Consider the following 20,369-nt stretch of genomic DNA (forward strand, 5'->3'; position numbering starts at 1 on the left):
CGCCGCGGCGACCGCCCGCGCGCCGAGGACACGGGCCGCGGCCTCTTCGTCAGCGCGGTGACCCCCGACATGCTCGACGCGGCCGGGCGGCTGGTACGGCTGCTGGACCATCCCGAGGACCATGCCGCGCTGGCGCCGATGGCGATGCGCGAGCTCGTCTACCGCGTGCTGCGCAGCGAGCAGGGCGAGCGGCTGGCACAGGTCGCGCGCGCCGACAGCCAGACGCAGCGCGTGCACCGCGCCATCCGCTGGCTGAAGGCGAATTACGCCCAGCCGCTGCGCATCGAGGCGCTCGCCAGAGAGGCGCACATGAGCGCGTCCTCGCTGCACCACCACTTCCGCGCGCTGACCTCGATGAGCCCGCTGCAGTACCAGAAGCAGTTGCGGCTGCAGGAAGCGCGCCGGCTGCTGATCGCGGAGGGACTGGAGGTCGCGCGCGCCGGCCACGCGGTCGGCTACGAGAGCCCGTCCCAGTTCAGCCGCGAGTACAGCCGGCTCTACGGCAGCCCGCCCTCGCGCGACGCCGCCAGGCGCCGGGACACGCCGCCCGCGCGGGCGCTGGCCTGAGCGCCCGGCGGCGGCCGTCGGCGGCCGTCGGCGGTCGTCGGTCAAGCGTCGTCGCGGTCCAGCGAGGCCGACAGCGCGGCATGCGCCTCGACCTCGGCGAGACGCTGGCCGAAGGTCTCGCGCGCCATGCCCAGCGCATCGGAGCCCGCCACGAAATGCAGCGGCGGCGTCGGCATCGCGGCCAACTCGACGAAGGCCCGGCCCAGCTTGGCCGGATCCCCCGGCTGCCGGTGGTTGTAGGCCTCGTAGGTGGACAGCGGCGGCCGCGGCAGCGCGGCGTAGTCCGCGATCGTCCGGGTGCCGTAGCGCACCGAGCTGGCGTCCAGGAAGTCGGTCCGGAAGAAGCCGGGCTCAACCACCGTCACCCGGATGTTGAAGCCGGCCAGCTCCGGCGCCAGCGAGGCGCTGAAGCCATCGACGGCGAACTTCGTCGCGCAGTAGACCGCCGCGCCATCGAAGCCGCGGAAACCGCCGACCGAGGCGATGTTGATCACGTGACCGTCGCGCTGCCGGCGCATGACCGGCAGCACCGCCCGGGTGACGTGCATCAGGCCGAAGACGTTGGTGGCGAACTGGCGCTCGATGTCGTCGGCGCCGATGGCCTCGAACAGGCCCAGCTGGCCATACCCCGCGTTGTTGACCAGCACGTCGATGCGACCGAAGCGCGCGACGGCCTGCTCGACCGCGTGGACCGCGTCGGCCTCGCGGCTGACGTCCAGCGGCAGGCACAGCACGGCGTCGGCGTGCGCCGCATAGGCGTCCTGGAGCGCCGCGACATCGCGGCCGGTGGCGACGACGCGATCGCCGGCGACCAGCGCCGCCTTGGCGATCTCCAGCCCGAAGCCGCGGTTGGCGCCGGTGATGAACCAGATCTTGCTCATGGGATTCCGTCCTTGGAGGGATGACAGGGTGGAGGGATTTCCCCTCGACGGGGGCGCTTGCCGGCGGACCTCGCGAGGGATGGATTCATCGTAGGCAGCGGCCCCCGGGGCCGCATGCCCGTTCCGGCGGACCGCTTGCACGATCCGCCGCGACCGGCAGGCGGTGCTCGTCGCGCTCGTCGGGCTTGCGCCGCCCGCCAACCGCCGGCCCTTCCGCACGATCCCCGCGTCCTGACTGCAAGCGACGCTGCGCAATTCGCGCGCTTGCGCTACAATCCGCAGCTTGATTCGCACAAGACCACCCTCTTCAGGTCTTCTTCTGCAGCCCCTCCGGTCCCTCTCACGGACCTTTCTGCGAGCGGCTCGCACCAGCATCAACCCCCGGTTCGTGCGCTTGCGCGTTTCTGGCTTCGGCCGGTTCGATCGTCCTTGGGCGAACGGCTGCTGGAGCACCTCTTCGTGTCCCGCCCCGGCTTCGCGCCATCGAAACAGGGAAAGGGCACATTCCCAAACCGCGCCAAGACGGTTGCTTATTGCGATTGCCTGTCAAGGCGCACACCTCATGAAAACTATGCGAACCAAAAGCATTGAGGTGGGGCGATTCCTTGTCTCACCGATGACCAAACCCCATGCCGACGGCGGATTCGCCGCGGCCGTCTCGATCCGATCGGGACGCGGCATGGCCAGCATCGATCGCGTCATGCGATTCGTGCCGACCTTCGAGACCCGCCGCGCCGCGTTGCGCTACGCGGAGACCGAAGGCACGGCCTGGGCGCGCTGCCATTGACGGCGCGCCCGTGATTCCCGAGGCGAAGGCCCGCGGCAGACCGCGGCCGGCGCCCTTATCGATTTCAAGAAAGGAGCCTCCCGTATGGCCAAGGAAGAACTGATTGAAATGCAGGGTGTCGTCAACGAAATCCTGCCGGACTCGCGCTTTCGCGTGACGCTGGAGAACGGCCACCAGGTCATCGCCTACACGGGCGGCAAGATGCGCAAGCATCACATCCGCATCCTGGCTGGCGACGCCGTCTCCTTGGAGATGTCGCCCTACGACCTGACCAAGGGCCGGATCACCTTCCGTCACCTGCAGCGCTCGGCCCACTCGGGACCGCCGCCGGTCCGTCGCTGAGCGTGCGCCGCGGGGGCCGAAGCCCTCGCGGAGCCTCCCGGTCATGACCACCGCCCTGCCCGACCCCGCCGCGGCGCCGGCCTCGCTCGAGGCCGACGACCCGATGCCCCAGCCGCCCGTGCAGCCGGACATCGACGCCTGCTGCGGCAACGGCTGCGACCCGTGCATCTTCGACCTGCACGACCTGGCGATGGACCGCTACCGGCAAGCGATGCGCGCCTGGAAGGCCCGCCACCCCGAGGCCGGCTGACGCCTCACCCCCACCCGGAAGGGCCGCCTCGCGCGGCCCTTCGCTTTTTCCGGCGGCCCCGTCCACGTTCGGGGGTCTCGCCTCCCTCCGACGAGGCCCCCCTCAGGTCGAGGGGCGTTTGCGTTTCGTGACGTTTTTGGGGACATCCTCGGGCTTCAGAACCCCCGCGCGCCCGCCGACATCCAGGACAGGCGCCGCGCTTGCCGCGCGGGCGCATCGATCTCCCCCGATCGGAGGCCCCGATGTTCATGACTGGCCAGAACCGTTTCCATGTCGCGCGTTCCGACGCCCAGGCCAACCTGCGCTTCGCGCTGGCGCGGCTGAGCACCGACTGGCGCCACCTCGACCCGTTCGGACTGGAGGTGCTGCTGCGCCACCTGCTGATGGCGGAGCACCGCTGCATGCCGCATCCCAGCGTGCTGCGCGAGCGCCCGACCAACCGCTGGCTGCTGCCGCGGCTGCGGCGCCGGCGCATCGAGGTGGCGGAGCGGCTCGTGGCCGTCGGCGGACGCGTCAGCCATGCGAGCCTGGCGCGGGTGCTGCCGCGCGGGCATGACTGGCCGGGAGTGTCGGCGCTGGTCGGGCGGCATGCCTGGGATCCGGTCGAAGGGCGCCAGCCCCGGCCGCGCGTCCCGGCCGTCGAGGACGCGCCGACCCGCCCTCAGCCGGCCGCGGCCAGCAAGGCGCGGGCCACTTCCGCGAAACCGTCGCCGCGCTCGCTGGCGGTGACGTAGGCCGGCGGGTGATCCAGCATCGGCAGGAAACGCGCGATGTTGGCCACCCCCACCGACAGGGGCACCCGCTCGAACATCAGCTGGTCATTCGTCGAGTCGCCGACATAGACCCACTCCCGCGGATCGAACGCTCGCCCGGTCAGCCGCTTCACCGCCCACTGGGCGGCGGTCCACTTGCTGTGTTCCCCGATCCAGCCGTTGACGTGGATCGAGCTCACCGTCGCCACCAGCCCATGGGCGCGCATCAGGTCGCAGACGGCGGCGATCGCGTCGTCGTCCAGCCGCGTGAATTCGCTGTGGTCGACCGCGATGTCGGTCAGCCGCCCCGCGCTGTCGCGCGCCAGCTGGGCGCCCGGCACCGTCGCCACGATCGCCCCCGCGCAGGCCTGCAGACGCGCGAAGTTCTCCCGTCGCGTCGCGTCGTCCTGGGCGAACTCGGTGACCAGCGCGTCGTTCTCCCGGTGCAGCAGCACCCCGCCGTTCTCCGCCACGATCCCCCGCAGGGGCCGGTCCAACGCGAAGGGCGCGCTCCAGCCCGCGGGCCGGCCGGTGATCGCGATGACCGGGACGCCGGCGCCCTGCAGCCGATGCAGGGCCGCCAGCGCGGCGGGGGCGATGTCGCCCTCGGCCGTCAGGGTGTCGTCGATGTCGGTCAGCACCCCGCGCAGGGGGAGCCAGGCCGCGCGGGGACAGTCGCTGAGCGGGGGGATCGTTCGCATAAGGGGCGATTGTGGCCCCGACCGTGACGCTGTCATCAAGCCGTCGAACGGAACATGTCTACAATCGCGCCCTGTTCCGAGGAGCGTTGCGACCTCCCATCCCATCGAGGCCAGGCTCGGAACCGCCGCGCGGCGACGTGCCCGCGGCCATGGCAACCGCGCTCACCCGTCGACCCTTCGCAGGCCGGGTGAGGACCGAGCGGCAAGTGCCCTCCCCACTTCTCCCCATGTCCTGATCGCTGGCGTCGACGGCCCTTCCTCGCAGGAGTCCGCATGAACGCCCAACTGAAGCCGCTGGCCCAAGACCAGTACCTGATCAAAGACCTGTCGCTGGCCGACTGGGGCCGCAAGGAGATCAAGATCGCCGAGAGCGAGATGCCCGCGCTGATGGCGATCCGTGAGGAATACGCCGCGGCCCAGCCGCTCAAGGGCGCGCGCATCACCGGCTCGCTGCACATGACGATCCAGACCGCCGTGCTGGTCGAGACGCTGCAGGCGCTGGGCGCCGAAGTCCGCTGGGCCTCGTGCAACATCTTCTCGACGCAGGACCACGCCGCCGCCGCGCTGGTCGCCGTCGGCACCCCCGTCTTCGCCTACAAGGGCGAGACGCTGGAAGACTACTGGGACTACACCCACCGCATCTTCGAGTTCGGCGCCAAGGGCGAAGCGGGCGAAGGCCCCAACATGATCCTGGACGACGGCGGCGACGCGACGCTGCTGATGCACCTGGGCCAGAAGGCCGAGAAGGACCTGTCGGTCCTGGCCAATCCGGGTAGCGAGGAAGAGCGCATCCTGTTCGCCGCGATCAGGAAGAAGATCGCCGAAGACGCGACCTGGTACACCCGCAAGAGCGCCGAGATCATCGGCGTGACCGAGGAAACGACCACCGGCGTGCATCGCCTGAAGGAGATGTCGGCCAAGGGCACGCTGCTGTTCCGCGCGATCAACGTCAACGACTCGGTCACCAAGAGCAAGTTCGACAACCTCTACGGCTGCCGCGAGTCGCTGGTGGACGGCATCAAGCGCGCCACCGACGTCATGGTCGCCGGCAAGATCGCCGTGATCGCCGGCTACGGCGACGTGGGCAAGGGCTCGGCGCAGGCGATGCGCGCGCTGTCGGCCCAGGTCTGGGTCACCGAGATCGATCCGATCTGCGCGCTGCAGGCCGCGATGGAGGGCTTCCGCGTCGTGACGATGGAATACGCCGCCGACAAGGCCGACATCTTCGTGACCACGACCGGCAACAAGAACGTGATCCGCCACGAGCACATGGCTGCGATGAAGCACAACGCGATCGTCTGCAACATCGGTCACTTCGACAACGAGATCGACGTCGCCTCGCTCGAGCAGTACGAGTGGGAAGAGATCAAGCCGCAGGTGGACCACGTGATCTTCCCGGACGGCAAGCGCATCATCCTGCTGGCCAAGGGCCGCCTCGTGAACCTGGGCTGCGGCACCGGCCACCCGAGCTACGTGATGTCCTCGAGCTTCGCCAACCAGACCATCGCGCAGATCGAGCTGTTCGCGCACAAGGACGCTTATGCCGTGGGCCAGGTCTACGTGCTGCCCAAGCACCTGGACGAGCACGTCGCGCGCCTGCAGCTCAAGACGCTGAACGCGCAGCTGAGCGAGCTGACCGACGAGCAGGCCGCCTACATCGGCGTCAGCAAGGCCGGTCCCTACAAGCCCGACACCTACCGCTATTGATCGACTGACCGTCGACTGAACCGAGACCCGACCATGCGTGCTGATCAGCGGCTTCTTTCCCTTGGCCTGGCGCCCACGCGCTCGGCTGCCCAGCGGCTGATCGACGCACGCGCGGTCGAGTGGGAAGGCCCCAAGGGCTGGACCGTCGTGCGCAAGTGCGGCGAGGACCTGCCCGAGACCACCCCCATGCGCGTGACGAACGATGCCGAACTGCGTTACGTCTCGCGCGGCGGGCTCAAGCTCGAGGGTGCGCTGGCCAAGGTCGGCGTGTCGGTGGCCGGTTTCTCGGCCCTGGACATGGGCCAGAGCGCGGGCGGGTTCACCGACGTGCTGCTCAAGGCCGGCGCGGCGCACGTGACCGGCATCGACGTCGGCCACGGCCAGCTGCACGAGACCTTGAAGGCCGACCCGCGCGTGACGGCCCTCGAAGGCATGCACGTGAAGGACTATGTGCCCGCCGAGCCTTTCGACCTCGTCGTGGGCGACCTGAGCTTCATCTCGATGATCGGCACGATCAAGCACGTGGCCGGCTGGCTCAAGCCGCAAGGCCAGGCGCTGCTGCTGATCAAGCCGCAGTTCGAGCTCGGCCCCAAGGCCTTGAACAAGAACGGCATCGTCAAGGACAAGTCGCAGTACGCCGTGGTCAAGGAACAGGCCGTGGCCGCCGCCGAGAAGCGCGACCTCGTCGTCAAGGGCTGGTTCGAAAGCCCCGTCACCGGTGGCGACGGCAACACCGAATTCTTCATCTGGATCCAACAACCATGACGACGCCGGTCAGCATCGAATTCTTCCCGCCCAACACGCCCGTCGGCACCGAGAAGCTCAAGACCGTCGTGCAGGAACTGCGCGCGGTGAATCCGCAGTACTTCAGCGTCACCTACGGCGCCGGCGGCTCCACGCGCGAGAAGACGCTGTCGACCGTCGCCGACATCGCGTCGCAGGGCTTCGACGCCGCGCCGCACCTGTCCTGCGTCGGCTCCACGCGCGAGAACATCGCCGAGATCCTGGCGACCTACCGCGCGCAGGACATCCGCCGCGTCGTCGCGCTGCGCGGCGACCTGCCCAGCGGCACGGCCACGGCGGGCGAGTTCCGCTACGCCGCCGAGCTGGTGCGCTTCATCCGCGAGACGCAGGGCGAGGACTGGGACATCGAGGTCGCGGCCTATCCCGAGTACCACCCGCAGCAGCGCTACGCGGCGCGCGACCTGCAGTTCTTCGCCGACAAGGTGCGCGCCGGCGCCAGCGGCGCGATCACGCAGTTCTTCTACAACCCCGATGCCTACTTCCACTTCGTCGAGGCCTCCCGCGCCCTGGGCGTGGAGGTGCCGATCGTGCCGGGCGTCATGCCGATCAACAACTACGCGCGCATCGCGCAGTTCGCGCAGCGCGACGGCATCGAGATCCCGCGCTGGGTCGCGCTGAAGATGGAGGGCTACATGGATGACGCCGCCTCCGTGCGCGCCTTCGGCCTGGACGTCGTCACGCGACTGTGCGAGCGCCTGATCGCCGGCGGCGTGCCGGGGCTGCACTTCTACACGCTCAACCAGAGCGCGCTGACGCTGGAGTTGTGCAAACGCCTCGGTCTCGCCGCCCAAGCTTGACCCCGCGCAAGCGGTCCGCGCCGCCGCGGGCGGTCTTCATGCCGCGCCGCCGTTCCTTGTGAACGGTCAAGGCCAGCGGCCCGGGGCCCACGTTCAATGCCGGTCACCCATTGACCAGGAGTGAACGTATGTCCCGCATCCCCACCCGATCCCGCTTGTCCCTCGGCGCCGCGGCGCTCATGGCGCTCACGGCGCTGATGACGACCACCGCGCTGCCCGCGCATGCGCAGGGCAGCCCCTGGGTGATCCGCGCCCGCGCGGTGAACATCGACCCGGCGGACAAGGACCGGACCGGGCTCGGCCTGTCGCTGAGCCGCAAGACGATTCCCGAAGTCGACATCAGCTACTTCATCACGCCGAACCTGGCGACCGAGCTGATCCTGACCGTGCCGCAACGGCACACGCTGCGCAGCAACGGCGTGCGCATCGGGACCGTGAAGCACCTGCCGCCGACGCTGACGCTGCAGTACCACTTCAACCCGGACGGGCAGTTCCGCCCCTACCTTGGCGCCGGCCTCAACTACACGCGCTTCTCCAGCGCCCGCTTCGAGCCGGCCGTGCAGGCGGCGCTGGCGCCCAGCATCGAGAAGCAGAGCGTCGGCCTGGCCCTGCAGGTCGGTTTCGACGTGATGCTGGATCCGAGGTGGTCGATCAACCTCGACATCAAGAAGCTCAAGATGGACACCGAGGTGCGCTCCAAGGGCGCGTCGGTCGGCAAGTTCAAGATCGATCCGCTGCTGATCGGCGTCGGCGTGGGCTATCGGTTCTGAGTCCCAGAAATCCGTTTCATCCCCTCGGCCCTCGCATCAGCTGAGGGGACGGCGCAAGCAGCCAACGTCGGGATTCTTGACAGTTCGTTAAAACCGCACGCGCGGAGCGCCGGGAATTGTTCACGGAAACAGCGCCAAGTGCCTATGCCAGAAGGGATTCGAACGCCATCCCTAATTCATTGGCATGAACACTGCTTACATGGAGTCACAAGCCACCTTTTTTGTGACCCTGACTCCATGAACTTCAAGCGTCTGCTGGCCGTCTGCGCCGCCTCCCTGACCACCGCCTTCACCGCCCAAGCCGCGGTCGTGACCGCCTCCAGCACCACGCCGACCGCCATCTGCGACCGCTGCGTCGTGACCTCCACGCTGAACGTCGACACCCGCGGCACGCTGAGCGACGTCAACGTCTCGATCGTCGACCTGCGCCACACCTATGACGCCGACCTGGCGATCTGGCTGATCGCGCCGACCGGCACCACCGTCCAGCTGTTCAACCGCCGCGGCGGATCGGCCGACAACTTCTTCAACACCGTCTTCGACGATGCGGCGACCACCGCCGTCGCCAATGGCGCCGCGCCGTTCACCGGCAGCTTCCGCGCGGAAGAACTGCTGTCGGCCTTCAACGGCCAGGACGCCTTCGGCACCTGGACGCTGCGCGTGGCCGACCTGGCCGGCGCCGACGTCGGCGTGATCAACAACTGGAACGTGCAGCTGACGACCGTGCCGGAGCCGGGTTCGCTGGCGCTGGCCGGGCTGGCGCTGGTCGGCCTGGGCATGGCGCGCCGCCGCAAGGCAGCCTGAGGCCGGCGGGCGAGCGCCCGCCAGCGACCGTCATCGGGCGCCGCTCGACGACCGGAACGATGAACGAAAGGGCCCGCGGGCCCTTTTTTCATGCGTGACGGGGTGGGCGCCGAGGGCGCCAGCGCTCAGCCCAGCGCCGCGAACGCGTCCCGCGTCAGGTTCTCGGGCGCGCCGCTGTGGCGGCAGGCGACATCGTCTTCGATGCGCACGCCGCCGAAGGCGCTGAGGTGCTTGACCAGCGCCCAGTCCACCTGCGCCGCCGCGGGCGTCGCGCGCAGCTTGTCCAGCAGCATCGGGATGAAGTACAGCCCCGGCTCGATCGTCACCACCATGCCGGGCTGCAGCATGCGCGTCAGCCGCAAGTAGGGGTGACCGTCGGGCTTGGGGATCGTGCCGCCGTCCTCGCCGGCCATGAAGCCGCCGATGTCGTGCACCTGCAGGCCGAGCAGGTGGCCGATGCCATGCGGCAGGAAGGTCGAGGTCACGCCCTGCGCGAGCATCGCGTCCTCGTCCATCCGCACGATGCCCAGCTGCCGCAGCACGCCGGCGATCTCGCGGTGCGAGGCCAGGTGGATGTCGCGGTAGTCGACGCCCGCGCGCACGCGATCGACCAGGCGCAGCTGCGCGGCCTCCATCGCGTCGACCAGCGCCTGGAAGCTGGCGTCGCCGTTGCCGGTGGTGCGGGTGATGTCCGAGGCATACCCGCAGCTGTGCGCGCCCGCGTCGATCAGCAGCGACAGCGACTGCGCCGGCGCCCGCTGGTCCTGGTACTGGTAATGCAGCACCGCGGCGTGCTGGTTCAGCGCGACGATGTTGCCGTAGGGCAGGTCGCGCTCGGCCAGGCCGCAGGCCCGGAGGTAGGCGGCATGGATCGCCGCCTCCGACCGGCCTTCGCGGAAGGCGCGCTGCGCGGCCAGGTGCGCCGTCGCGCCCAGCGTCGACGCCTCGCGCAGGCGCAGCAGCTCGTAGCCGGTCTTCACCGCGCGCGCGTGATGCAGCGGGTTCAGCACCTCGGGCGGGTTGTTCGGGACGATGTCGCCCAGCGCCGCGTCGGCCTCGCCGACGATCGCCAGCTCGCCCGGCAGCTGCAGGTAGGGCAGCGCCTCACCGGGGGTGCGCACGACGATCATTTCGAAGTGCTCCACCCAGAAGCCGCTCGGCGCCTCGGGCGGCACATGCCAGTAGTCCTCGGGCTGGACGTAGACCAGCCGGGGCCGGTGGCCGGGACGGATCACCAGCCAGCTGTCCGGATGGCGGATCAGCGGCACCCACAGCTTGAAGTGGGGATTGGGCTGGAAGACGTAGGGCCGGTCGTCGAGGAAGGCGAACTTCTCGACACCGGACGCGATCAGCAGCGCGTCGTAGCCACCGCGCTGGAGCGCGTGTTCGGTGCGACGCTGCTGCTCGGCGAGGTGGGCCACATACAGCGCATCCAGCGTGTCGGCGGTCGGGCGGACGGGGGAATCGACGGCATTCATGCGCGCGGATTCTCCCAGACCACTCCCATCTCGGTCAGCATCGCGTCCAGCCGCACGTCGTTCGGCTGGGCGGTCAGCGTCGGCTGGAAGCCGTGGCTGAAACCGACGCCCACGGCCTGCGGCCGGGGCTGGATCTGCGCGATGGTGCGCAGCATGAAGCCGCCGCCGTAGCCCATGCGGATGCCGCCCGGGCCGTAGCCCAGGCAGGGCAGCAGCAGGAGTTCGGGCTCGAAGGCCTCGGTGTCCTTGGGCTTGGTGATGCCGGTCGCGTCCTCTTCCATCGGGCAGCCGGGATACCAGACGTGGAAGCGCAGGCGCCCCTGCTCGCGATCGACGACGGGCAGGCCGATGCGGCGTTCGGGATCGACCTCGCTCCAGCGGTACAGCGCCGGCAGCGGATCGAATTCGCCCTTGATCGGCCAGTACGCCGCAATGCGCTTTTCCTTGCGTCCCACCAGCCACACGCGCAGCACGCCCTGCACCAGGTCCGCGAGTTCCAGGCGGCCCGGCAGGTCCAGGCGCTCGCGGATCAGGCGCTCGCGCAGCGCCTGGCGGTCTTCGGAAATCGGCAGCTTGTCGTTCGGATCCATCCGGCCCCTTCGCGTTGCCCAGCGGGACCGACGGGCCCCGGAGCCGGCCATTGTGGCCGCGCCGGACGCGGGTTGCTAGAGTCGCCGCCATGGCACGAGGCACCACCACCACGGGAACCGTCCGGCGCGTCGCCGGCGCGGGCAGCGATTTCGCCAACCACTGCATGGAGCTGCTGGCGCCGCTCGGGCCGGTGCTGGCGCGGCGGATGTTCGGGGGCTTCGGGCTCTATGTCGACGACCTGTTTCTGGCCATCATCAGCCGCGACGAGCTCTACCTGAAGGCGGACGCCGTCAGCCAGCCGCGCTACCTCGAGGCCGGCTGCGAGCCCTTCCGGTACGCGAAGACTGGCAAGGACGGGCGACAGGAGGTCGCCAGCCTGAATTACTTCCGGCCGCCGGAGGAGACGCTGGAGTCGCCGGCGCTGATGCTGCCCTGGGGGCGGCTGGCGATGGAGTCGGCCTTGCGCTCGGCCAATGCGAAGCCGAAGGCCAGCACGCCGAAGAAGAGCGCCGGCACCACCGCCGAGCCCAGCACCGACAGGAAGCTGAAACCGGTCAAGGCCACGGCTCCGGCGCTCAAGCGTTCGCCAGGCGCTGGCCGAACAGCTGCCCGAAAGAAGGCAGCCGGCTGACGCGCCGCGCGCGCTGGGCGGCGCAGGCCTGCGGCGGCACCATCAGCTGGAAGCGGGCGGTCGGCCAGGCTTCCACGACCAGTTCGGTGCCGCTGGCCACTTCCAGGGTCTCGCCGGCCGACAGCCAGAAGTCCTGGGCCGGCAGGTTCAGGTCGCCGCGCTGCGTCACCCAGACGCGCCCGTCGAGCACATGCAGCTCGCGGCGGCCCGGGCCGATCGGCAGGCTCATCGCCTCGCCCGCGGACAACGCCCACGCGGCATCGTCGCGGCTGACCTGGATTGATGACTTTTGCATGACGTTCATGATCGGCTCCCCGTCCGCCGGGCGGCCCGCGCACCTGGCGGCGTTCCTCGTGGACATGGAGGGATATTAGGGTTGCCCCGCATGCCGGTCCAATGAGTCTTCGCGCGTCGATTGATACCATCCGCGCATGAATCCGCCTCGACATCGCCCGCTCGCCGTCGGTCCGCTGCGCGCCTTCGAGGCGGTGGCCCGGCGCCTGAGCTTCAGCGCCGCCGCCGACGAGCTCTACCTGACCCAGTCCGCCATCAGCCGCCAGATCCGGTCGCTGGAGGAGGAACTCGGCGCCACGCTCTTCCTGCGTGGCACCCGCCATGTCGAGCTGGCGCCGGACGGCAAGCTGCTGCTGGCGGCGGTCGAGCCGATGCTGGAGCGGCTGGACAGCACCGTGCGCCAGATCCGCTCGACGCGCGGCCGACGCGTGGTCAACGTCACCACCTTCGCCTCGTTCGCGTCGCTGTGGTTGATCCCGCGCCTGGAGGCCTTCCAGCGCGAGCATCCGGACATGGACATCCGCGTGTCCGCGCTCGACCAGCTGGTCGAGATCGACGACAGCGAGTTCGACGTCGCGCTGCGTTATGCCGCGCCCAACCGGGTGGCGCCGTCGGCGCAGCGGATGTTCGGCGAGATGCTCACGCCGGTGGTCAACCCCTGGGTCGCGAAGCAGGCGCAGGAGGGCCAGGGCCCGCCGCTGGGCCAGGCGGCCGACCTGCGCCAGTACACGCTGGCCGAGGAGGACGACCAGCGCCCCAGCGGCCTGTTCCTGAGCTGGCGGCGCTGGCTGGCGCTGCACGGCGCGCCCGACCTGCAGCCGCGGCGCTGGATGTACCTGAACTTCACCTACCAGCAGATCCAGGCCGCGGTCTCGGGCCAGGCGGTCGCGCTGGCGCGGCTGCCGCTGATCTACGAGGCGCTGGAGCGCGGCGAGCTGGTCGAGCCTTTCGGCGCGGCCGGCCGTACCGACTGCCCGACGGTCTACTGGCTCATGATGTCGGCGCACGGGCGACAGCGGCCCGAGGTCGTCGAGTTCGCGCGCTGGATCGGCGAGCAGTCGGCGCTCACCCGGCGCGCGATCGGCGAGCCCGATCCGCCCGTGGACGAGCACTCGGGCTGAGCGCCGCGCCGCCTCAGGGCGCGAGCACCTCGCGCTCGGTCACGACGACGGTCATCGCCTGGTCGTGCGGCTGCACCTCGAAGCTGGCTTCGCAGCAACTCCAGGCCAGGCCGATCGTCGTGACGCCGGGATGCGCCTCCAGCCAGCGGTCGAAATAACCGCCGCCATAGCCGAGCCGGAACCCCTCGCGCGTGTAGCCCAGGCAGGGCACCAGCAGCACCTCGGGCACGAGCACCGGGCCGGTGGCGCTGGGGATGCCGCATTCGTCCTTGAGCGTGGGCGGGGTGCCGTCCCAGCGCCGGAACTCCATCGCCGCCGGCCCGCGGTCGCCGGCCTTGCGGGCGAACGGCAACGCCAGTTGCATCGCCCCGCCGAGCTTGTGCGTCGCGGCCCAGGCCGCTGCGTTAAATTCACCCTCCAGCGGCCAGTACAGGCCGAGGCTCAGCGGCTCGAGCTGGCGCAGCAGCGGAAGCAGCTGCTCGTCCAGCTTGTCGGCGGCGAGACGGGCCTCGGCGCCGGCCGACCATTCGCGGCGGCGCGCCAGCAAGGCGCGGCGCAATTCGCTTCGCTCATGGGGCCAGGTCTTGCCGGCGATGCCGGCGGCGTCGGGGGCCGTGGGGGAATCATTCATCGCAGTCGGTCATGAAGTTCGCTCGAATCACTGTAACCGCCCTCGCCTCCGCCACCCTGGGCGCGCTCTGCGCCTGGACGGCCCTCCCCGCCGTCGCGCAGTCGACGATGCCCTTCGCCGTCGTGCCCAATCCGCCACCGCCGCTGCCGGACCTGGTGACCGACGCCCGCGAGGCCTGGCGTACCCGTGACCGCTCGCGGCTGGCCGCGATGCGGCAGGTCGCCTTCGACCAGCAGCACCCGCTCGCGCCCTGGTTCGACTACTGGGAGCTGAACGCCCGGCTGGCCGACGCGCAGCAGCCCGAGATCACCGCCTTCTACGCCCGCTGGCCCGGCAGCTACGTCGAGGACCGCCTGCGCAACGACTGGCTGCTCGAACTGGGCCACCGGCGCGACTGGGCCAACTTCCGTCGCGACCTGGCCGGCTACAAGATGCAGGACGACCGCGAGGTCGTCTGCTACACGCTGCTGGCCGACCCGCCGGCGCGCGAGCTCCGCGAGGCGGCGCGCACCGCCTGGCTGGCGCAGCGCGACGCCGACGAGGGCTGCAACATGCTGGCCGCGACGCTGCACGAGAACGGCCAGTTCAAGGACTCGGATGTCTGGCGCAAGCTGCGGCTGGTCGTCGAGACCAACAAGCCGCGCGCCGTGAAGCAGGCCGCGGCGCTGCTGTCCAAGGCCGACCAGGACGCGATCGCCGAGCTGATGGACAAGCCCGACCGCTACCTCCAGCGCAAGGCCGCCGCGTCCCCGCGCGCCCGGGCGGAGCTGACGCTGCTGGCGCTGATGCGGCTGCTCGCCACCGACTACGACAAGGCCGAAGACGACGTTCGCCGCTGGGCGCCGAAGCTGCCCAATGACCTGTCCGCCTGGCTGTGGGCCCAGTACGGCCGGCAGGCCGCGCTGCGGCTGAAGGACGAGGCCAACGACCACTTCGAACGCGCGCTGAAGTTGCAGGCGCGACTGGGCGGGCCGCTCGAATGGAGCGACGACACGGTGAACTGGATCGCCCGCGCCGCGCTGCGCGGCGACGCCGGCGCCAGCCGGCCGGAGCAGCTGGTGGCGGCGATCGCGCTGATGAAGCCGTCGGACCAGAAGGACATCACCTGGCAGTACTGGCGCGCCAAGGCCCAGCAGCAGCTCGCGGCGAACGGCCCCGCCGGCGACGCCCAGCGTCGCGAGGCCCTGGAGTCACTGCGCGCGATTGCGTCGCCGCTGAGCTTCTACGGCAAGCTCGCCGCGGACGAGCTCAAGCTGCGCCTGCCGCTGCCGCCCTCGCCGGCCGAGCTGAGCGCGCAGGAGCGGGCGCAGGCGCTGGCCAATCCCGGCATCCAGCGCGCGCTGCAGCTGCTGGCGGTGGGCCTGCGCAGCGAGGGCCAGCGCGAGTGGAACTTCAGCCTGCGCGGCCTGTCCGACCGCGAACTGCTCGCCGTCGCGCAGACCGCCTGCGAGCGCGAGCTCTGGGAGCGCTGCATCCAGACCAGCGAACGCACCCGCACCGAGATCGACCTGGCCCAGCGCTTCCCCATGCCCTATCGCGCCGACGTGCTCCGGCAGTCCACCGCGGTGGGCCTGGACCCGGCCTATGTCTACGGGCTGATCCGCCAGGAGTCGCGCTTCATGATGGACGCGCGCTCGCATGTCGGCGCCGGCGGCCTGATGCAGGTGATGCCGGCGACCGCCAAGTGGACGGCCAGGAAACTGGGCGTCGAATTCCGGCCCGACATGCTGCACGACCGCGACACCAACCTGCGCCTGGGCACCGGCTACCTCAAGCTGGTGATGGACAGCTTCGACGGTTCGCAGGCGATGGCGGCCGCCGCCTACAACGCCGGACCGAACCGCCCGCGGCGCTGGCGCGAGGGGCCGCAGCTCGACGCCGCCATCTGGACCGAGAACATCCCGATCTGGGAGACCCGTGACTATGTGCGCAAGGTGCTGTCCAACGCGACGATCTATGCCCAGCTGATGGGCCGCGAGGGCGGCACGCAGCTGCGCGACCGGCTCGGGCGCGTCATCGGCCCGGCCGCGGCGTCGGCGCCGGACATCCCGGCCAACGGCACCACGGCGGGCGCGCCCGCCGGCACCAACTGACCCCGCGGCGCCGGCTCCCCGCCGGCGCCGTCCTCCTCCACGCGAAGGGACTCCCGCATGCAATTGATCGTCGGCAACAAGAACTACTCGTCCTGGTCGATGCGCCCCTGGGTGCTCATGAAGGGCCTGGGCATCGATTTCCAGGAGCGCGTGCTGCGCTTCGACTTCACGCCGGATTCGGCCTTCTACCGCGAAGTCGGCGCGGCGACGCCGACCGGCAAGGTGCCGGTGCTGGTCGACGAAGGTTTGGCGGTGTGGGATTCGCTGGCCATCGTCGAGTACCTGGCCGAGCGCTTCCCCGACAAGGGCATCTGGCCGAGCGATCCGCGCCAGCGCGCCCGCGCGCGCAGCCTGTGCGCCGAGATGCACAGCGGCTTCGGCCAGCTGCGCGGCCTGTGCGTGATGAACATCGACGCCGACCTGAGCACGGTGGGGCCGCGGCTGCTGGCCTCCGAGGCCGGCCTGCGCAAGGACCTGGCGCGCATCGTCGAGCTGTGGACGGACGCGCTCGCCCAAAGCGGCGGCCCCTTCCTGTTCGGCGCGTTCGGCGCGGCGGATGCGTTCTTCGCGCCGGTCGTGATGCGGGTGACGCGCTACGCCTTGCCGGTGCCGGAGGCGCTCAAGGGCTACCTGGCGCGCGTGGAGGCGGCCCCCGGCGTGCGCGAGTGGATCGCCGACGCGATCGCGGAGAAGGATTTCCTGGACTTCGAGGAGCCCTATCGCGACGTCAGCGGACCGGTGCCGGTGCTCAAGGCCTGACACGCCCGCCGACCCGCCCGCCCCATGAAAAACCGCTTCCGGTCACCTGTGCGGGCAGGCGGCGGGAAGCGGCGAGGTGGACCGCCGGGATCAGTGATCGCGGCGGCGGCGGACCAGGAAGCCGGCGGCCAGCAAGCCGCCGAGCATCATGGCCTGGTTCTGGGACTCGGACACGAACGACGGCAGCACCTGGTCCGCGCCGTCCTGTTCATTGACATCCGGCAGCTGGGCCGGTGCCGACTGGCTTTGCGAGACGAAACTCGTCTCGGCGGCCACATGGACGGCCTTCGCGTCCGTGACCGGGGATTCCTGCGCTTGAGCGGCCAGACCAATTCCGCCCAGCAAGAGGAGGAGAACAGACTTCATTCATAAACTCCCTACTGCTTGCCCGACCTGCCTGGCTACAACTGTCTCTCTCGGTAGCTGGTCTGTTTGAACAGACACTGGTGTGCAGGTGGCATTGGTGAATATACGGAGACACAGCCTAAATGAGCACCCCACACCTTGGGGATGCTGCGCCGCAACATGAGTGATCAGATGTATCTCGTCGGGGGTGCCGTCCGGGACGCCCTGCTGGGCCTGCCGGTCCAGGACCGTGATTGGGTGGTGGTCGGAGCCACGCCCAAGTCCTTGATCGACAAGGGATTTCAGCCCGTCGGCAAGGATTTCCCGGTGTTCCTGCACCCCGTGACCCATGAAGAGGTGGCACTGGCCCGGACCGAGCGCAAGACCGGATCCGGATACCACGGTTTCCAGTTCCACACCGACCCCGACGTCACCCTCGAACAGGACCTAGCCCGACGCGACCTGACGATCAACGCGATGGCCCGGGCCGAAGACGGTTCGCTGATCGACCCCTATGGCGGCCAGCGGGATCTCGCGGCGCGGATCCTGCGCCACGTGTCGCCGGCCTTCGCCGAGGATCCGGTGCGGATCCTGCGCCTGGCCCGCTTCGCGGCGCGCTTCGGGGACTTCTCGGTCGCGCCGGAAACCATGGCGCTGATGCGCGACATGGTGGATGCCGGCGAGGCCGACGCGCTGGTCGCCGAACGCGTCTGGCAGGAGCTCTCCCGGGGGCTGATGGAGCGGCATCCGGCGCGGATGATCGAGATCCTGCGCGATTGCGGCGCGCTGGCGCGCATCGCGCCGGAGTTGGCGCGGCTGTTCGGGGTCCCGCAGCCCGAGGCGCATCACCCGGAGATCGACACCGGCGCCCACCTGCTGCTGGTGCTGGCGGAATGCGCGCGCGTCGACGCACCGCTGCCGGTGCGTTACGCCTCGCTGTGCCACGACCTGGGCAAGGGCACGACGCCCGAGGCCGAATGGCCCCGCCACCTGAAGCACGAGGCGCGCGGCGTGGCCCTGGCGGCCGCGTTGTCGCAGCGCTGGCGCGTGCCGTCGGACTGCAAGGAACTGGCCGAGCTGGTGGCGCGCGAGCACACGCATGTCCACCAGAGCCTGGACTTCAGCGCCGAGGCGCGCCTGCGCCTGATCGAGCGTTGCGATGCGCTGCGCCGGCCGGAGCGCTTCGCACAGCTGCTGCTGGCCTGCGAGTGCGATGCGCGCGGCCGTGCCGGCCTGCAGGACCGCGCCTACCCGCAGCGCACCGCGCTGCTGCACGACCTGAAGGCGGTGCAGTCGGTCGACCAGTCGGCGATTTCAGCAGCGGCGTTGGCGGCCGGCAAGCAAGGGCCGGCGATCGGGCAGGCGATCCACGCGGCGCGGCTGGCCGCGCTCAGAGCGTGTGAGACCGATCGCCCGCGCTGAACCCCAGCGCGTCGAAGCCCTCGCCCGGCGCGAAGCCGATCACCTTGAACAGCTCGCCCATCTCGTGCTCGGCGATCAGCCGGTGGGCCATGCCGCGCTGCGCCAGCGTGGCCTGGCCCATCAGGTCGACCAGGCCGCAGTTGATCAGGAAGTTGGCCTGGCTCGTGTAGCCCAGCACCGTCAGCCCCGCGTCCTGGCCCGCCAGCGCGATGCCGGTGAAGTTCACGTGCGCGGTGATGTCCTTCTGCCCCGGCAGCGCCAGCGGATCGGGATCGGCCCGGTGCAGGTGGTGGCACATCAGCGTGCCGCCGGTGCGCTGCGGGTGGTAGTACTCCGACTCCGGGAAACCGTAGTCGATGAAGAACGCCGCGCCGCGCTTGAGGCGCTCCGCCAGCGTGCGCACGAAGGCCTCGGCCTGCGGGTGGATCTCGGTCACCGTGCCCGGCAGGAAGCCGGCATCCTCCTCGGGCGGGAGCGGCGGGCGCGCGTCGCCGGCGCGGTCGACGAACACCAGCCCGCCCTGCCCGTCCAGGCCCACGCCGCGCCGCAGCCACTGCCGGCCGTCCCAGCGCACCAGGTCGACCGGGATCGCGTCCAGCAGCTCGTTGGCCACCATCACGCCGTGGATCTCGTCGGGCCAGCGGTCCAGCCATTCGACCCGCGGCGCGAAGCGCGCCAGCCGCTCGGCCTGGCGCTCGCGCAGGCTGCCGGACAGGTCGACGATGAAGTACTTCGTCACCGGCTGCCCCAGGACGTCCAGCGCCTCCAGCAGCTGCTCGGCCAGCGCGCCGCTGCCGGCGCCGAACTCGATCACCGTGTCGGTGCCGCTGACCGCCAGCGCCTGCGCGACCTGCCGCGCCAGCGCGCGGCCGAACAGCGGCGACAGCTCCGGCGCCGTCACGAAGTCCGAGCCCTGCTGCGGCATCGTGCCGAACTTGCGGCGCGCGTTGGCGTAGTAGCCCAGCCCCGGCGCGTACAGCGCCAGGCTCATGTAGCGGTCGAAGGGCAGCCAGCCGCCGGCGGCGGCGATCTCGTCGCGCAGCAGGGCGGTCATGGCCGGATCCGTTGCGTGGGACGCCGGGGAAGCCGGCGCGCCATGCGCCGCGGACGCCGCGCCATTCAGGCCGGCGGAGTCGGGAGTCTTGGAAGTCATGTGTCGATCCTGGGAAGCCGGGGCTCGCCGCGCTGGGCCAGCCATGCTTCGAATTCGTCAGCCGGCATCGCGGTGGCGATGACCTCGCCCTGCAGCTCGTCGCAGCCCCATTCGGCCAGCAGATGCCATTGCCGCGCGTTGCGCACGCCCTCGGCGCCGATGCGCAGGCCCAGGCCCTTGGCCATCTGCACCACCGCGCGGGTGATCGCCGCGGCGCCGGCGTCGTCCGGCAGCACGGCGACGAAGCTCTGGTCGATCTTCAGCTTGTCCAGCGGCAGCCGCGTCAGCTGGTTCAGCGCGGTGTAGCCGGTGCCGAAGTCGTCGATCGAGATCTCCAGCCCCTGCGAGCGCAGCGTCTGCAGCAGCTCGGGCAGGCGGTCGATCTCGTCGGTCAGCATGCGCTCGGTCAGCTCGAGCTCCAGCCACTCGCCGGGCACGCCGGCCGTCTTCAGCACATGGGCGACCGACTTGGAGAAGCTGGCCAGCCGGAACTGCATGCTGGACAGGTTGACGGCGATGGGCACCGGCGCGACGCCGCGCTCGTGCCAGGCGCGCGCCTGCCGGGCGGCCTCGTACATCACCCACTCGCCCAGCGGCAGCATCAGCCGATGCCGCTCGGCCACGACGATGAAGGCGTCCGGCGTCAGCAGCCCGCGTTGCGGATGCCGCCAGCGCAGCAGCGCCTCGGC

Annotated in this window: 23 protein-coding genes and 1 riboswitch; of the genes, 14 read left to right on the plus strand and 9 right to left on the minus strand. The window is 70.4% G+C overall.

The window, feature by feature from the left end:
- Positions 1-567, plus strand: a 567-nt coding sequence (locus FUT87_RS01215; protein WP_147239826.1) for a helix-turn-helix domain-containing protein, incomplete at its 5' end; no start/stop codon positions are given.
- A gap of 41 nt (positions 568-608) precedes the next feature.
- Here the strand turns inward: FUT87_RS01215 and FUT87_RS01220 are convergent.
- Complete coding sequence (locus FUT87_RS01220) at positions 609-1,448, minus strand: SDR family NAD(P)-dependent oxidoreductase (RefSeq protein ID WP_147239761.1); 840 nt, start codon at positions 1,446-1,448, stop codon at positions 609-611.
- Between the two features lie 871 nt (positions 1,449-2,319).
- On the opposite strand from FUT87_RS01220, the gene infA reads away from it, so the two are divergent.
- The 3 genes from infA (at position 2,320) to FUT87_RS01235 (ending at position 3,561) form a co-directional block, all read left to right on the plus strand.
- Positions 2,320-2,577, plus strand: a complete 258-nt coding sequence (infA, locus tag FUT87_RS01225) for a translation initiation factor IF-1 (protein WP_091727775.1) — start codon at positions 2,320-2,322, stop codon at positions 2,575-2,577.
- Positions 2,578-2,620: 43 nt separating this feature from the next.
- Positions 2,621-2,827, plus strand: a complete 207-nt coding sequence (locus tag FUT87_RS01230) for an oxidoreductase-like domain-containing protein (protein WP_091727779.1) — start codon at positions 2,621-2,623, stop codon at positions 2,825-2,827.
- 242 nt (positions 2,828-3,069) lie between these two features.
- On the plus strand, positions 3,070-3,561 hold the full coding sequence (locus FUT87_RS01235; RefSeq protein ID WP_091727782.1) for a hypothetical protein: 492 nt from the start codon (positions 3,070-3,072) through the stop codon (positions 3,559-3,561).
- Here the strand turns inward: FUT87_RS01235 and FUT87_RS01240 are convergent.
- Positions 3,489-4,280: an HAD family hydrolase gene (locus tag FUT87_RS01240; RefSeq protein WP_147239762.1), complete on the minus strand. Its 792-nt coding sequence runs from the start codon at positions 4,278-4,280 to the stop codon at positions 3,489-3,491. The genes FUT87_RS01235 and FUT87_RS01240 overlap by 73 nt on opposite strands.
- Before the next feature lie 72 nt (positions 4,281-4,352).
- A riboswitch (S-adenosyl-L-homocysteine riboswitch) is annotated at positions 4,353-4,451 on the plus strand.
- Between the two features lie 102 nt (positions 4,452-4,553).
- Here FUT87_RS01240 and ahcY point away from each other — a divergent pair.
- From ahcY to FUT87_RS01265, 5 genes are all read left to right on the plus strand, one after another.
- Positions 4,554-5,987 (plus strand): adenosylhomocysteinase, encoded by a 1,434-nt coding sequence (ahcY, locus tag FUT87_RS01245; protein WP_147239763.1) that lies wholly within the window; start codon positions 4,554-4,556, stop codon positions 5,985-5,987.
- Positions 5,988-6,020: 33 nt separating this feature from the next.
- Positions 6,021-6,752, plus strand: a complete 732-nt coding sequence (locus FUT87_RS01250) for a TlyA family RNA methyltransferase (protein WP_091727797.1) — start codon at positions 6,021-6,023, stop codon at positions 6,750-6,752.
- The gene (metF, locus tag FUT87_RS01255; protein ID WP_091727800.1) at positions 6,749-7,588 is read left to right on the plus strand and encodes a methylenetetrahydrofolate reductase [NAD(P)H]; all 840 of its coding nucleotides are present in this window, start codon (positions 6,749-6,751) and stop codon (positions 7,586-7,588) included. The genes FUT87_RS01250 and metF overlap by 4 nt, the downstream gene beginning before the upstream one ends.
- 128 nt (positions 7,589-7,716) lie before the next feature.
- Entirely contained in the window at positions 7,717-8,358 is a 642-nt protein-coding gene (locus FUT87_RS01260; RefSeq protein WP_404935337.1) for an OmpW/AlkL family protein, read from the plus strand.
- A 237-nt stretch (positions 8,359-8,595) separates the two neighbouring features.
- On the plus strand, positions 8,596-9,162 hold the full coding sequence (locus FUT87_RS01265; RefSeq protein WP_186830294.1) for a proprotein convertase P-domain-containing protein: 567 nt from the start codon (positions 8,596-8,598) through the stop codon (positions 9,160-9,162).
- A 125-nt stretch (positions 9,163-9,287) separates the two neighbouring features.
- On the opposite strand, the gene pepQ is transcribed toward FUT87_RS01265, so the two are convergent.
- Both pepQ and FUT87_RS01275 read right to left on the minus strand, forming a co-directional pair.
- Positions 9,288-10,640, minus strand: a complete 1,353-nt coding sequence (pepQ, locus tag FUT87_RS01270; RefSeq protein WP_147239765.1) for a Xaa-Pro dipeptidase — start codon at positions 10,638-10,640, stop codon at positions 9,288-9,290.
- Positions 10,637-11,230 carry a 5-formyltetrahydrofolate cyclo-ligase gene (locus tag FUT87_RS01275; protein ID WP_091727809.1) on the minus strand — a complete coding sequence of 198 codons (594 nt, stop codon included), beginning with the start codon at positions 11,228-11,230 and terminating at the stop codon, positions 10,637-10,639. The genes pepQ and FUT87_RS01275 overlap by 4 nt, the downstream gene beginning before the upstream one ends.
- Before the next feature lie 89 nt (positions 11,231-11,319).
- On the opposite strand from FUT87_RS01275, the gene FUT87_RS01280 reads away from it, so the two are divergent.
- Positions 11,320-11,862 (plus strand): TfoX/Sxy family protein, encoded by a 543-nt coding sequence (locus FUT87_RS01280; RefSeq protein WP_255488871.1) that lies wholly within the window; start codon positions 11,320-11,322, stop codon positions 11,860-11,862.
- Here FUT87_RS01280 and FUT87_RS01285 read toward each other — a convergent pair.
- Positions 11,807-12,166, minus strand: a complete 360-nt coding sequence (locus tag FUT87_RS01285; protein ID WP_175538354.1) for a DUF2917 domain-containing protein — start codon at positions 12,164-12,166, stop codon at positions 11,807-11,809. The two genes, FUT87_RS01280 and FUT87_RS01285, sit on opposite strands and share 56 nt — an antisense overlap.
- A gap of 127 nt (positions 12,167-12,293) precedes the next feature.
- Between FUT87_RS01285 and FUT87_RS01290 the strand changes: the two genes are divergently transcribed.
- Positions 12,294-13,277 carry a LysR family transcriptional regulator gene (locus FUT87_RS01290; protein WP_147239767.1) on the plus strand — a complete coding sequence of 328 codons (984 nt, stop codon included), beginning with the start codon at positions 12,294-12,296 and terminating at the stop codon, positions 13,275-13,277.
- A 13-nt stretch (positions 13,278-13,290) separates the two neighbouring features.
- On the opposite strand, the gene FUT87_RS01295 is transcribed toward FUT87_RS01290, so the two are convergent.
- Positions 13,291-13,908, minus strand: coding sequence for a 5-formyltetrahydrofolate cyclo-ligase (locus tag FUT87_RS01295; RefSeq protein ID WP_147239768.1), 618 nt, complete (start codon positions 13,906-13,908; stop codon positions 13,291-13,293).
- Positions 13,909-13,919: 11 nt separating this feature from the next.
- Here FUT87_RS01295 and FUT87_RS01300 point away from each other — a divergent pair, with 11 nt between their 5' ends.
- Both FUT87_RS01300 and FUT87_RS01305 read left to right on the plus strand, forming a co-directional pair.
- Complete coding sequence (locus tag FUT87_RS01300; protein ID WP_147239769.1) at positions 13,920-16,001, plus strand: lytic transglycosylase domain-containing protein; 2,082 nt, start codon at positions 13,920-13,922, stop codon at positions 15,999-16,001.
- 57 nt (positions 16,002-16,058) lie between these two features.
- Complete coding sequence (locus FUT87_RS01305) at positions 16,059-16,760, plus strand: glutathione S-transferase family protein (protein WP_147239770.1); 702 nt, start codon at positions 16,059-16,061, stop codon at positions 16,758-16,760.
- Positions 16,761-16,850: 90 nt separating this feature from the next.
- On the opposite strand, the gene FUT87_RS01310 is transcribed toward FUT87_RS01305, so the two are convergent.
- Positions 16,851-17,126, minus strand: coding sequence for a hypothetical protein (locus tag FUT87_RS01310; RefSeq protein WP_147239771.1), 276 nt, complete (start codon positions 17,124-17,126; stop codon positions 16,851-16,853).
- 159 nt (positions 17,127-17,285) lie between these two features.
- On the opposite strand from FUT87_RS01310, the gene FUT87_RS01315 reads away from it, so the two are divergent.
- The gene (locus tag FUT87_RS01315) at positions 17,286-18,527 is read left to right on the plus strand and encodes a multifunctional CCA addition/repair protein (RefSeq protein WP_147239772.1); all 1,242 of its coding nucleotides are present in this window, start codon (positions 17,286-17,288) and stop codon (positions 18,525-18,527) included.
- Here FUT87_RS01315 and FUT87_RS01320 read toward each other — a convergent pair.
- Entirely contained in the window at positions 18,496-19,581 is a 1,086-nt protein-coding gene (locus tag FUT87_RS01320) for a class I SAM-dependent methyltransferase (RefSeq protein ID WP_147239776.1), read from the minus strand. The genes FUT87_RS01315 and FUT87_RS01320 overlap by 32 nt on opposite strands.
- A 95-nt stretch (positions 19,582-19,676) precedes the next feature.
- Positions 19,677-20,369: EAL domain-containing protein (locus tag FUT87_RS01325; RefSeq protein ID WP_147239773.1), on the minus strand; the 693-nt coding region annotated here is incomplete at its 5' end.

The organism is Mitsuaria sp. TWR114 (genome assembly GCF_007997345.1).